Annotated in this window: 11 protein-coding genes and 1 pseudogene; 1 reads left to right on the forward strand and 11 read right to left on the reverse strand. The window is 72.2% G+C overall.

What is annotated here, in order from left to right; all coding sequences use genetic code 11:
* From ABZ261_RS26430 to uvrC, 11 genes and pseudogenes are all read right to left on the reverse strand, one after another.
* A pseudogene (locus ABZ261_RS26430) lies at positions 1–311 on the reverse strand (glucose-6-phosphate isomerase); the annotation flags it as partial.
* Positions 312–363: 52 nt separating this feature from the next.
* Complete coding sequence (locus ABZ261_RS26435) at positions 364–1629, reverse strand: MFS transporter (protein WP_356863317.1); 1266 nt, start codon at positions 1627–1629, stop codon at positions 364–366.
* A gap of 124 nt (positions 1630–1753) precedes the next feature.
* Positions 1754–2089: an RNA polymerase-binding protein RbpA gene (locus ABZ261_RS26440; RefSeq protein WP_003957010.1), complete on the reverse strand. Its 336-nt coding sequence runs from the start codon at positions 2087–2089 to the stop codon at positions 1754–1756.
* Positions 2090–2343: 254 nt separating this feature from the next.
* Positions 2344–2580: a preprotein translocase subunit SecG gene (gene secG, locus ABZ261_RS26445; RefSeq protein ID WP_356863319.1), complete on the reverse strand. Its 237-nt coding sequence runs from the start codon at positions 2578–2580 to the stop codon at positions 2344–2346.
* Between the two features lie 109 nt (positions 2581–2689).
* Positions 2690–3466: a triose-phosphate isomerase gene (gene tpiA / locus ABZ261_RS26450; RefSeq protein WP_356863321.1), complete on the reverse strand. Its 777-nt coding sequence runs from the start codon at positions 3464–3466 to the stop codon at positions 2690–2692.
* 6 nt (positions 3467–3472) lie between these two features.
* The gene (locus tag ABZ261_RS26455) at positions 3473–4684 is read right to left on the reverse strand and encodes a phosphoglycerate kinase (protein ID WP_356863323.1); all 1212 of its coding nucleotides are present in this window, start codon (positions 4682–4684) and stop codon (positions 3473–3475) included.
* Between the two features lie 134 nt (positions 4685–4818).
* Positions 4819–5826: a type I glyceraldehyde-3-phosphate dehydrogenase gene (gap, locus tag ABZ261_RS26460; protein ID WP_356863325.1), complete on the reverse strand. Its 1008-nt coding sequence runs from the start codon at positions 5824–5826 to the stop codon at positions 4819–4821.
* Positions 5827–6448: 622 nt separating this feature from the next.
* A complete protein-coding gene (gene whiA, locus ABZ261_RS26465) occupies positions 6449–7438 on the reverse strand; it encodes a DNA-binding protein WhiA (protein WP_356863327.1) in 990 nt (329 codons plus the stop codon).
* Positions 7429–8493, reverse strand: coding sequence for a uridine diphosphate-N-acetylglucosamine-binding protein YvcK (gene yvcK, locus ABZ261_RS26470; RefSeq protein WP_356863329.1), 1065 nt, complete (start codon positions 8491–8493; stop codon positions 7429–7431). The genes whiA and yvcK overlap by 10 nt, the downstream gene beginning before the upstream one ends.
* Positions 8490–9506, reverse strand: a complete 1017-nt coding sequence (gene rapZ / locus ABZ261_RS26475; RefSeq protein WP_356863331.1) for an RNase adapter RapZ — start codon at positions 9504–9506, stop codon at positions 8490–8492. The genes yvcK and rapZ overlap by 4 nt, the downstream gene beginning before the upstream one ends.
* Entirely contained in the window at positions 9503–11665 is a 2163-nt protein-coding gene (uvrC, locus tag ABZ261_RS26480) for an excinuclease ABC subunit UvrC (RefSeq protein ID WP_356863333.1), read from the reverse strand. The genes rapZ and uvrC overlap by 4 nt, the downstream gene beginning before the upstream one ends.
* 337 nt (positions 11666–12002) lie before the next feature.
* Between uvrC and ABZ261_RS26485 the strand changes: the two genes are divergently transcribed.
* Positions 12003–12971, forward strand: a complete 969-nt coding sequence (locus ABZ261_RS26485; RefSeq protein WP_356863335.1) for a hypothetical protein — start codon at positions 12003–12005, stop codon at positions 12969–12971.
* Positions 12972–13043 lie beyond the last annotated feature (72 nt).

Genomic DNA, 13043 nt, shown 5'->3' on the forward strand with positions numbered 1-13043 from the left:
CGCAGCGCGGTGTGCAGCACGGCCCGGTCCTCGGTGACGTTGATCCGCTCCCCGCGGAACATCGCGTCCCGCAGACCGAACACGTCCGCCGCCGCAGCCAGCCCGCGCAGCAGCCGCAGCGTCTCATCGGTGACCAGATGCTTCGAGTAGTCGATGTGCAGGTCACCGACCTGGAGGGTGTACGCGGCGCCGCGCCCGGGGTCGGCGGCGAACAGGTCCCTGAGGTGGGTGCCGGCCAGCTTCTCGCGGTGCTCGGCGAGAGCGGTCCATTCGGGCGTCTGGTTGAGCATGGTACGGCCGTCTGCGTTCATTTCGGACTTCCGCCTTCTTTCGTGCCTGTCACAGCCGTTCCAACCTAGTTGATCAGCGCGGGACGCGAGCCGTCGCGGCGCCGTCGTCCGGCGCGGCGACGGGCACGTCCGCCTTGCGCGCGGGTATCAGCGCGCCCACGGACGGGACGAAGAACGCGGCGGCCAGCAGGGGCGCGCTGCCGGCGCCCCAGGCGGCGGCAGCGGCCCCGCCGAGCAGCGCGCCCAGGGGCGCTCCGGCGACGGCGAGAGTGCGGAAGGCGGCGGCGACCCGGCCCACCATGCCGGCCGGGGTCCGCTGCTGCATCAGCGTGGTGGTGTTGACGTTCCACACCATGCCCATGAGCCCGAACACGGCCAGGGCGGCCACCACGGCGGTGAGACTGCGCACGGCGCCCATGGCGACGAGGGCCCCGGTCTGCACCGTCCCGGCGAGCAGCACCGCCCGGGTGCGCCCCAGCCGGGTGACGAGCCGGCCGTTGACCGCGGCTCCGGCCAGAGCGCCGACGGTGTAGGCGCCGGTCGCCGCCGCGTAGCCCGCGGCGCCGGCGTGCAGCGGGCCGGTGATCAGGACCACCAGGGTGGCGACCAGGGCGCCGACGCCGGTGTTGCACAGGGCGGTGGCGGCGCACAGGCCGCGCAGGGGCGGGTCGCGCCACAGGGTGCGCAGGCCGTCGGCGATCTCCCGGCGCAGGGTGCTGCCCGCCGGTCTCGGCTTGCGCTCCGGCGCCGCGGCGCGCAGGGAGGCGACCAGGGCGGCCGCCAGCAGGAAGGTGGCCGCGTCGGCCGCGAAGGGGGCCGCGGTCCCGGCGGCGAGCAGCAGCGGCACCAGCGGTGCGCCGAGGAGACCGCGCGCGAGGCGCTGCCCGGTCATCAGGCGGGCGTTGGCCCCTGCGAGGGCCGCCGGGTCCACCAGTGCGGGCAGCAGGGCCGTGGCGGCGTTGTCGAAGAGGGTCTCCAGCGTGGTGAGCGTGAAGGCCAGGACGAACAGCAGGGGGATCGAGGCGTGGCCGAGGACCACGGCGGCCGCGAACGCGGCGACGAGCAGGCCGCGCACGATGTCCACCGTCCACATGGCGCGCCGCTGGTCCACGCGGTCGGCGATCGCCCCGCCGGCCAGCCCGAAGATCAGCCACGGCAGGTGTCCGCAGGCGCTCACGGAGGCGATGAGCAGCGGGTCGTCCGTCAGCGAAGCGGCGAGCAGCGGCAGCGCGGCCGTGCGCAGCGCGTCGCCGAAGCTGGACAGCACCGCTGCGCTCCACAGCCGTCCGAAATCCCCGCGCCACTGGTGGCGCCGCTCCCCCGCTTCGACCGCCGTCACGACTCCCCCTCGCGGTTCGATCCGTCATGGAGAACCGTAGAGGGCACCACTGACAACGGGTCGGCGCCGAGCGGCGGACACGGCTCCGGCCGGACGCCCACGGGCGCCCGGCCGGCTTCAAGTCCTAGATTTCTCCCCGCAGTTTGGCGAGCGCCTCGGCGAGGATGGCCTCACCGTCCGCGTCGCTGCGCCGCTCGCGCACATACGCGAGGTGCGTCTTGTACGGCTCGGTGCGCGGCGGGTCCGGCGGGTTGTCCCGGTCCTGGCCGGCCGGGAAGCCGCAGCGCGGGCAGTCCCAGGTGTCGGGAACCTGTGCGTCGCTGGCGAAGCTCGGCTGCGTCTCATGCCCGTTGGAGCACCAGAAGGAGATGCGCAGACGCGGTGCGGACTCGCCGCGCTCGGCCTCGCCCATCGGCCCCGCCCCGACCCGGCTTCCTCGGATCGCGTTGCCACTTGCCACGGTCGTAACTCCCTGCGTGATGGTGCCGCGAAGCGAGTCGGCGTTTCGCTTCGCCGCGAGCGCCTCAGTCTACGTAAGGCCCAACGCGCGTCCAGTGATTGGAGTTACCGGCCCCCCACATCCAGACGCAAGCCCCATGATAGGCCGCGCTCGGGAGCGCGTACCGAACATGGGGCTTTACGTGGGGAATGCGCTGGTTCGCGCGGTGCGCGTGTCAGCGGTTCGTCCGTGCGCCGGCTGTCCGCCCGCGGGTGTCAGCTGGTCGTCTTCATCAGGATGCCGAGGACGATGATGCACGCGAACCACAGCAGGCCGATCACGATGGTGATCCGGTCGAGGTTGCGCTCGGCGACCGAGGAACCGCCGACGGACGACGCCATGCCGCCGCCGAACATGTCGGAGAGGCCGCCGCCCTTCCCCTTGTGCATCAGCACCAGCAGCATCAGCAGCAGGCTGAAGACGATCAGGGCGATCGAGAACCCCAAAACCACGGCTGGACCAACTTCCTCGGATACGGATGGACGACGGGGGGCACAGCACCTCGGCTGTGCCCCCGCAAGGGTACGACGTATCGCCGCTAGCGCCTACTCACCGCTCGTGTCACTGATCGCGGAAACGCACGATCTTGACGAACTCGTCGGCGTCCAGCGAGGCGCCGCCGACCAGGGCGCCGTCGATGTCGGCCTGGGCCATGATCTCGGCGACGTTGCCGGACTTCACGGACCCGCCGTACTGGATGCGGATCTTGTCGGCCACGTCCTGCGAGTACAGCTCGGCGAGCTTGGCGCGGACGGCGGCGCAGACCTCCTGGGCGTCCTCGGCGCCGCAGACCTTGCCGGTGCCGATGGCCCACACGGGCTCGTAGGCGATCACGACGGTCCCGGCCTGCTCCGCCGGGAGGTCCTTCAGGCCGCCCTCGACCTGGGCGAGGGTGTGGGCGACGTGGTTGCCCGCCTCGCGGACCTCCAGCTCCTCGCCGACGCACAGGATGGGGGTGAGCCCGTGCCTGTAGGCGGCCTTGACCTTGGCGTTGACGAGCTCGTCGGTCTCGTTGTGGTACTGGCGGCGCTCGGAGTGGCCGATGACCACGTACGTGCACTTCAGCTTGGCCAGCATGGAGCCGGAGATCTCGCCGGTGTAGGCGCCGGAGTCGTGCTGGGAGATGTCCTGGGCGCCGTACTTGATCCTGAGCTTGTCGCCGTCGACCAGCGTCTGCACGGAGCGCAGGTCGGTGAAGGGCGGCAGGACGGCGACCTCGACGGCCTCGTAGTCCTTGTCGGCCAGGGCGAAGGCGAGCTTCTGGACGTGCGCGATGGCCTCGAGGTGGTTGAGGTTCATCTTCCAGTTGCCCGCCATCAGCGGCGTGCGAGTGGTCATGCGGGGTCAGTCCTCCAGTGCGGCGAGGCCGGGGAGCGTCTTGCCCTCGAGGTATTCGAGGGAGGCGCCGCCACCGGTCGAGATGTGGCCGAATGCGTTCTCGTCGAAGCCGAGCGTACGCACGGCCGCGGCGGAGTCGCCGCCGCCGACGACGGTGAAGCCGTCCGCGTCGACGAGTGCCTGGGCGACCGCCTTGGTGCCCTCGGCGTAGTCGGGGTGCTCGAAGACGCCCATGGGACCGTTCCAGAAGACGGTCTCGGCGTCGGCGAGCTTCGAGGCGTAGAGCTCTCGGGTCTTCGGGCCGATGTCCAGGCCCTCCTGGTCGGCGGGGATCTTGTCGGCGTCGACCACGGTGTTCTCGCTGGGCGCCTTGGTCTTCAGGTCCGGGAACTCCCGGGAGACCACGACGTCGACGGGGAGCAGCAGTTCGACGCCCTGCTCCTCGGCGCGCCGCAGGTACTCGCGGACGACCGGGACCTGGTCCTCCTGCAGGAGGGAGATGCCGACCTCGTAGCCCTTGGCCTTGAGGAAGGTGTAGGCCATGCCGCCGCCGATGAGCAGGCGGTCGGCCTTGCCCAGCAGCCGGTCGATGACGGCGAGCTTGTCGGAGACCTTGGCGCCGCCGAGCGCGACGACGTAGGGGCGCTTGACGTCCTCGGTGAGCTTCTTCAGGACGCCGACCTCGGTGGCGATGAGGTGGCCGGCGTAGTGCGGCAGCCGGGCCGGGAGGTCGTACACGGACGCGTGGCCGCGGTGCACGGCGCCGAAGCCGTCGCCGACGTACACGTCGGCGAGGGCGGCGAGCCGGTCGGCGAACGCGCCCCGCTCGGCGTCGTCCTTGGCGGTCTCGCCGGGGTTGAAGCGCAGGTTCTCCAGGACGGCGACCTGGCCGTCGGCGAGGCCCGCGACCGTGTCCTGGGCGGACTGCCCGACGGTGTCGGTCGCGAAGGCCACGGCGGAACCGAGGAGTTCACCCAGGCGGGAGGCGGCCGGAGCGAGGGAGAAGGCGGGGTCCGGGGCGCCCTTGGGGCGGCCCAGGTGCGAGGCGACGACCACCTTGGCGCCCGCGTCCGCGAGGGCCTTGACGGTGGGCAGGACGGCGCGGATGCGGCCGTCGTCGGTGATCGTCCCGTCGGCCAGCGGCACGTTGAGGTCGGCGCGGACGAAGACCCGCTTGCCGCTCACGCCGTCGGCGAGAAGTTCGTCGATCGTCTTCATTGAGTGGACTCCTGAGGAGGGCTCGTGGTGCACCTGATCGTAGAAGGACGTGGTCAGTACGTGGGACAGGGCCCGGACAGCGCGGCGCTGCGCTGCACGGGCCCTGCTTCCACTTCGAGGTCCTGCCGGGTCGATCAGAGCTGGTTGCCGACGAAGACCGTGAGGTCGACGAGGCGGTTGGAGTAGCCCCACTCGTTGTCGTACCAGCCGATGACCTTCACGTTCTTGCCCTCCTGGACCATGGTCAGGGAGGAGTCGAAGGTGCAGGACGCCGGGGCGTTGACGATGTCGGAGGAGACGATCGGGTCCTCGGTGTAGTCGAGGAGGCCCTTCAGCTCGCCCTCGGCCGCCTTCTGGAAGGCGGCGTTGACCTCTTCCTTGGTGACCTCGCGGCCGAGCTCCACGACGAGGTCGGTGACCGAGCCGGTCGGCACCGGGACGCGCATGGCGATGCCGTCCAGCTTGCCCTTGAGCTGCGGCAGGACCAGCGCGGTGGCCTTGGCGGCGCCGGTGGTGGTCGGGATGATGTTCTCGGCGGCGGCGCGGGCGCGGCGCAGGTCCTTGTGCGGGAAGTCCAGGATGCGCTGGTCGTTGGTGTACGCGTGCACCGTGGTCATCAGACCCTTGACGATGCCGAAGTTCTCGTCGAGGACCTTCGCCATCGGCGCCACACAGTTGGTGGTGCAGGAGGCGTTGGAGATGACGTGGTGGTTCGCCGCGTCGTACTTGTCCTGGTTGACGCCCATCACGATGGTGATGTCCTCGTCCTTGGCCGGAGCCGAGATGAGGACCTTCTTGGCGCCGCCGGCGAGGTGCTTGGCCGCGTCCTCGCGCTTGGTGAAGATGCCGGTGGACTCGATGACGATGTCGACACCCAGCTCACCCCACGGGATGTCGGCCGGGTTGCGCTCGGAGAGCACCTTGATGGTGTGACCGTCGACGGTGATGGTGTCGGCGGTGTGGGTGACCTCCTGCTTGAGGCGGCCCAGGATCGTGTCGTACTTGAGCAGGTGAGCCGTGGTCGCAGTGTCACCCAGGTCGTTCACAGCCACAACCTCGATGTCCGCACCCTGCTCCAGCAGGGCGCGGAAGTAGTTGCGACCGATGCGGCCGAAGCCGTTGATGCCTACGCGGATCGTCACGAACCGATCTCCTCGTTGGTACGCCGGCCACGCGGTGCCGGCGAGCTCTGTTTGGGATGTCCCCGACCACCACCGACCCTACCTCTCTGAGGGCCCCGTGGTGACATCGAGACGGCCCATACACGGGCAGGCGTTCCGTACCCGCCAGTAGAGGTACGGACCAGCCCGGATCGGCGGCGGATTCGCCCTTGTCCATGGCGAAATGCGGGGCGCTCTGGACACTTCTGTCACTCGTTCGTGAGCCGGTTGGCTCACATGATCGGTACCCCGTTTCCGCACTCTTGATCAGGGGTTCCGCTCACCTGTCGAGCGCCCCGAACGCTTCTCCCGCGCCGCCCTGGCGCCGGCCGCCTTCAGCGCCGGTCGGCTCCGCCGCTCCGGAGCAGGAGCCCGGAAAGGAAGCCCGGAAAGAAGGACACCCCTGTGCGTTTCACGGCTCCTGTACGCACCGCGGGTCGTGTCGGGGGTGGAGGTGACGGTCCGCCAGTTCCGGGCGGCGCCGGCCGACGCGCCGGCGGCGGCGAGGGCGCCGGCCGTCACGGCGGCCACGAGCGGAGCCTTGAAACGCAGAGGTGCCGACGCACCCGGACGACCGCCGGCACGGTTGCGTCGACCGAGGCCGTCAGCCGGCCAGGTTCTCCGCCAGCTCCTCGCTGAGATTGGCCTCCGTGCCGGGGATGCCGAGGTCGGCGGCGCGCTTGTCGGCCATCGCCAGCAGACGGCGGATCCGGCCCGCGACGGCGTCCTTCGTCAGCGGCGGGTCGGCGAGCGCGCCGAGCTCCTCCAGGGAGGCCTGCTTGTGCTCCATGCGCAGCCGTCCGGCGGCGGCGAGGTGCTCGGGAACCTCGTCCCCGAGGATCTCCAGGGCGCGCTGCACCCGGGCCCCGGCCGCCACGGCGGCGCGGGCGGAACGGCGCAGGTTGGCGTCGTCGAAGTTGGCGAGCCGGTTGGCCGTGGCCCGCACCTCGCGGCGCATCCGGCGCTCCTCCCAGGCCAGCACGGACTCGTGCGCGCCGAGCCGGGTCAGCAGGGCGCCGATCGCGTCGCCGTCCCGGACGACCACCCGGTCCACGCCGCGCACCTCACGGGCCTTCGCGGCGATCGACAGCCGGCGGGCCGCGCCGACCAGCGCGAGCGCCGCCTCCGGGCCCGGGCAGGTCACCTCCAGAGAGGAGGAGCGGCCGGGCTCGGTCAGCGAGCCGTGCGCCAGGAAGGCCCCGCGCCAGGCCGCCTCCGCGTCACAGGTGGCCCCGGACACCACCTGCGGGGGCAGACCGCGGATCGGACGGCCCCGGCCGTCCACCAGGCCCGTCTGACGGGCGAGCTGGTCACCGCCCGCGACGACCCGTACCACGTACCGCGAGCCGCGGCGCAGCCCGCCGGGCGCCATCACGATCAGCTCGGAACCGTGGCCGAAGATCTCCAGGATGTCCCGCTTGAGCCGGCGCGCCGCCATCGCGGTGTCCAGCTCCGCCTCGATCACGATGCGCCCGCTCACCAGATGGAGGCCGCCGGCGAACCGCAGGACGGCGGAGACCTCCGCCTTCCTGCAGCAGGTCCGGGTGACGGGGAGCCGGGAGATCTCGTCCTTCACCGCTGCCGTCATCGCCATGGGCCGATCCTTCCATGCATCCGAAAAATACGGTCGTACGCGGCGGCCAGCAGCTCCGGGTCGTGCCGGGGTGATCCGTCGGTCCGGGCCACCGGTGCCAGCTCGACCGCGGCTCCCAGCCGCTCGGCGGCCTCGGTGAGCGATTCGCGGTCGGGCACGGCGGCCTCGTCGGCCAGCACCACGTCCAGGGCGAGTTTAGGGGCGTGTCGCCCCAAAACCTCCAAATGACGCTGCGGGGAGAACCCCTCGGTTTCTCCCGGCTGCGGTGCCAGGTTCAGTGAGAGCACCCGGCGCGCCTTGGTCTCGGTGAGCGCGTCCAGCAACTCGGGGACGAGCAGGTGCGGGATCACCGAGGAGAACCACGACCCGGGTCCGAGGACCACCCAGTCCGCGTCCAGCACCGCCGCAACGGCCTCCGGCACGGCGGGCGGATCGTTCGGCACCAGGTGCACCGACTGCACCTCGCCGGGCGTGAGGGCGACGGTGGCCTGCCCGCGCACCGTGTCCACGTCGTCCGGGCGCAGCGGATCATGCCCCTTGACCAGGGCCTGCAGCTCCAGCGGCACGGCCGACATGGGCAGCACCCGCCCGTGCGCGCCGAGCAGCCTGCCGACCAGGTCCAGGGCCTGCACATGATCGCCGAGCTGCTCCCACAGGGCGACGATCAGCAGGTTGCCGACCGCGTGGTCGTGCAGGTCGCCGTGGGACTGGAAGCGGTGCTGGATGACCCGGGCCCAGGTCTGGCCCCAGTCGTCGTCCCCGCAGAGCGCGGCCAGCGCCTTGCGCAGGTCGCCGGGCGGCAGCACGCCCAGTTCGTCCCGGAGCCGGCCGCTGGAGCCGCCGTCGTCGGCCACGGTGACGACGGCGGTGAGGTCGCCGGTGATCCGGCGCAGCGCCGCCAGCGACGCGGACAGTCCCATGCCGCCGCCGAGGGCGACCACCTTGGGCTGGGCGCCCCGCCTGCGGGGCCGGGCCCCGCGGGCCTCGGCCGGGCGGCCGACGCGCTCGGGCACCATCCGGCGCAGCCTGCCCAGCCGCGGTGTACGTTCCGTCATTCCCGTCCCATGTCCCGGTGCACGACCACCGTCTCCACGCCCTCGGCCGCGAGGCGCGCGGCGAGCTTCTCCGACATCGCGACCGAGCGGTGCTTGCCGCCGGTGCAGCCGATGGCGATCGTCACATACCGCTTACCCTCGCGCCGGTAGCCCGCCGCGACGAGCCGCAGCAGTTCCGCGTACCGGTCGAGGAACTCCTTGGCGCCGGGCTGGTTGAAGACGTAGGCGGCGACCTCCTCGTTGAGGCCGGTGTACGGGCGCAGCTCCGGGACCCAGTGCGGATTGGGCAGGAAGCGCATGTCCGCGACCAGGTCGGCGTCGACCGGCAGCCCGTACTTGAAGCCGAAGGACATCACCGTGGCCCGCAGCTCGGGCTCCTCCTCGCCGGCGAACTGGGCGTCCATCTTGGCGCGCAGCTCGTGCACGTTGAGGCTGGAGGTGTCGATCACCAGGTCGGCGTCGCCGCGCAGCTCGCGCAGCAGCTCCCGCTCGGCGGCGATGCCGTCGACGATCCGGCCGTCGCCCTGCAGGGGGTGCGGGCGGCGCACCGACTCGAAGCGGCGCACCAGGGCCTCGTCGGAGGACTCCAGGAACACGATCCTCCGGGTGACGCCCCGGATGTCCAGGTCGGCGAGGGACTCGCGCAGGTTGTCGAAGAAGCGGCGGCCGCGCACGTCCACGACGACCGCGATCCGCGCCACGTTGCCCTGGGAGCGTGCGCCCAGCTCCACCATGGTGGGGATGAGGGCGGGCGGGAGGTTGTCCACGACGAACCAGCCGAGGTCCTCCAGACACTTCGCGGCCGTGGACCGGCCCGCTCCGGACATGCCGGAGATGATCACCAGCTCGGGGATGGCCGCCTCGGGGACCCCGGCTGTCTCGCTGCCCGTGCTCACCTGTGCTCCGTCGTCCTGGCCCGCCTTCCGGCCGGCCTGCTGCCGGGCGGCGTCGCCGCCCGTGTCGCCGTGCGTCCGATCCCGCCGCGCTGCGGGATGTGCGTCGTGCTCGGTCATGTCTCCTGCCCCCGTCGTTCGTCCGGGGCGCCCGCGGACACGGGCTCCCCCGAGGAACCCCCCGTCGTACCGGGTTCCTCGTCCTCGATGATCTCTCCGGTCGCCGTGTTCACGGCGGGCGCGGCCGGGACCGCCCGGGCGAGGGCCACGGCGATGGTCTCGGCCGTCTTCCGGCCTATCCCGGGCACTTCCTGGATCTGCTCGACGGTGGCGGACCGCAGCTTCTTCACCGAGCCGAAGTGCTTGATGAGGGCCTGCTTGCGGGTCTCGCCGAGGCCGGGCACGTCGTCCAGGGGACCGGCGCGCAAGCGTTTGGCGCGCTTGGTGCGCTGGTAGGCGATCGCGAACCGGTGGGCCTCGTCGCGGACGCGCTGCAGCAGGTAGAGGCCCTCGCTGGTGCGGGGCAGGACCACGGGGTCGTCCTCGCCGGGCACCCAGACCTCCTCCAGGCGCTTGGCCAGACCGCAGACGGCGATGTCGTCGATGCCCAGTTCGTCCAGTGCGCGCCGGGCCGCCGCGACCTGCGGCCGGCCGCCGTCGACCACGACGAGCTGGGGCGGGTACGCGAACTTCCTGGGCCGTCCGTCCTCGTCCTTGAGGGCGCCGGTGAGCGCGCCGTCCCCGTCGGCGAGGGCGCCGTTCGCGCCGGTGAGCGCGCCGTCCGCCGTGCCGTGCAGGCCGTTGCCGCCGGCCGGGGCGCCGTCGGCGGCGTCGAGGGCGACCGCGGCGCCGGCATCCTCGGTCCACTCCCCCGTCCTCTCCTTCTCGGCGAGGTAGCGCCTGAAGCGGCGGGTGATCACCTCGTGCATGGAGCGGACGTCGTCCTGGCCGGCGAAGCCCTTGATCTGGAAGCGGCGGTACTCACTCTTGCGCTGCAGGCCGTCCTCGAAGACGACCATGGACGCCACCACGTCGTCGCCCTGGAGGTGGGAGATGTCGTAGCACTCGATCCGCAGCGGGGCGCTGTCCAGACCGAGGGCCTCGGCGATCTCCTCCAGCGCCCGCGAGCGCGTGGTCAGGTCGGAGGCGCGCTTGGTCTTGTGCAGCGCGAGGGCCTGCTGGGCGTTGCGCTGGACGGTCTCCATGAGCGCCTTCTTGTCGCCGCGCTGCGGTATGCGCAGCGACACGTTCGACCCGCGGTGGCCGGTCAGCCACTCCTGGATCGGCTCGACCGGCTCGGGCAGGGCCGGGACCAGCACCTCCTTGGGCACCGCGTCCCCGGTCTCCTCGCCGTAGAGCTGCTGCAGGGCGTGCTCGACGAGGGCGCCGGTGGTGATCTCCTCCACCTTGTCGGTCACCCAGCCGCGCTGGCCGCGCACCCGGCCGCCGCGCACGTGGAAGATCTGCACGGCCGCCTCCAGCTCGTCCTCGGCGACGGCGATCAGGTCGGCGTCGGTCGCGTCGGCGAGGACGACCGCGTTCTTCTCCATGGCCTTCTTCAGGGCCCCGATGTCGTCGCGCAGCCGGGCCGCCCGCTCGTACTCCATCTCCTCGGCGGCCTCCCGCATCTGCTTCTCCAGACGGCGGAGGTAGGTGCCCGTGCGACCGGCCATGAAGTCGCAGAACTCCTCGGCCAGCTCCTGGTGGTCCTCGGGGGTGATCCGCCCGACGCAGGGCGCGGAGCACTTGCCGATGTAGCCGAGCAGGCAGGGGCGGCCGGTGCGGGAGGCGTTCTTGAAGACCCCGGCCGAGCAGGTGCGCACCGGGAAGACCCGCAGCAGCAGGTCGACGGTGTCGCGGATGGCCCACGCGTGCGCGTACGGCCCGAAGTACCGCACGCCCTTCTTCTTGTGACCGCGCATCACCTGCACGCGCGGGAACCGCTCGTTCATCGTCACCGCGAGGTACGGGTAGCTCTTGTCGTCGCGGTACTTGACGTTGAACCGGGGGTCGTACTCCTTGATCCAGGAGTACTCCAGCTGCAGCGCCTCCACCTCCGTGGACACCACGGTCCACTCCACGGACGCGGCGGTGGTCACCATCGACCGGGTGCGCGGGTGCAGGTTCGCCAGGTCCTGGAAGTAGTTCGCCAGGCGCTGGCGCAGGCTCTTCGCCTTTCCGACGTAGATCACCCGGCGGTGCTCGTCACGGAACCTGTACACCCCGGGGCAGTCCGGGATGTCTCCCGGCCTGGGGCGGTAGCTGGAGGGGTCGGCCATGCTTCACACCCTACTGGCGAGCGCCGACACCGCGTCGGGCCTGTGGACGGCGCCCGTGTCCGCACGGTGCCCCGCGCGCCGAGATCGGCGCGGCCGGGGCGGCGCGCGGCCCCGCCCCCGGGAGGGCGAGGTCCGGCCACTCGTCCACGGCGTCGGTTCGCAGTGTTGTCGGGTTCTGGTCAACACGCTTCAATGCGGGGGGACTCGGGGGCCGTGCCCGCGTGCACACGGGCACGGCGCGCCTCCAGGGGCGGCCGCGGCGGCCACGGGGCCCGCTCCGCCCCGGCACGGACGGTCTGACCAGCCGGAGTGACACCTCACAGAAAGGCCCCTCCGTATGCGGCATGCCACAGAACACGCGGACGTCCCCACCGCGGAACTGGACACGGCCCTGCGCGGCGGCCCCTTCCACGTGGCGCTGCGCGCCGCGATCGCCGCACGCGGACTGCCGCTCCAGCGGGTGCAGCACCATCTGTCGCGCCGCGGCGTCAAGGTGGGCGTGACCAGCCTGAGTTACTGGCAGCAGGGCGCCCGCCGCCCGCAGCGCCCGGAATCGCTGCGTGCCGTGCGCGCGCTGGAGGAGATCCTCCGGCTGCCCGAGGAGTCACTGATCCGGCTGCTCGCCGAGTCCGGTGAGCGCACCCCGGGGGGCCGGGCGGCGGGCCGCTCGTACCGCTCCGTGAACGAGGCCTCCGGCGTACTGGACCGGCTCACCGCCGACCTGGGCCGGTCCGTGGACGGCGGGCTGCAGACCCTGGGGCACCACGAGCGCGTCCGGCTCGGCGCCCGGGGCGAACTGGCGAGCCGCGAGGCCCACCACATCGTGCGGGCCCACCGCGACGGCGTCGACCGCTTCGTCGCCGTCCACCGCGGCGACCCGGGCTGCGATCCGGGCCGGATGACCGTGCACGCCCTGGAGAACTGCCGCACCGGACGCGTCCGCCTGGACCAGGACACCGGCGTGCTCGTGGCCGAGCTGCTCTTCGGCGCCGCCTTGCGCTCCGGCGACACCTTCTCCTTCCGGTACGGCGTCGAGGACGGCACCGCCGGGACGTCCCACGAGTACCTCCACCGGTTCGGCTCCCCCGGCGGCCAGTACGCGCTCCAGGTGCGTTTCGACCCGGCCGCCCTTCCCGTGCGCTGCCACCGCTTCACCCAGCACTCGCCCGCGGCCCCGCGCGGCGGCGGGCAGGAGCTGACGGTGACCGGGCCGCACCACTGCGTCCACCTCGTCGAACCCCGCATCCGGCCGGGCGTCGTGGGAATCGCCTGGGACTGGGGGCCAACGGCTCCGCCGGGCCCGTGAACCCGTGAGCCGCGCAGCCGCGACGGGGGCGGGGACGGGACGGGGACGGCTGCCGTGCGTGCCGCCTCCGCC

The organism is Streptomyces sp. NPDC006193 (assembly GCF_040613915.1).
Lineage (GTDB): Bacteria > Actinomycetota > Actinomycetes > Streptomycetales > Streptomycetaceae > Streptomyces.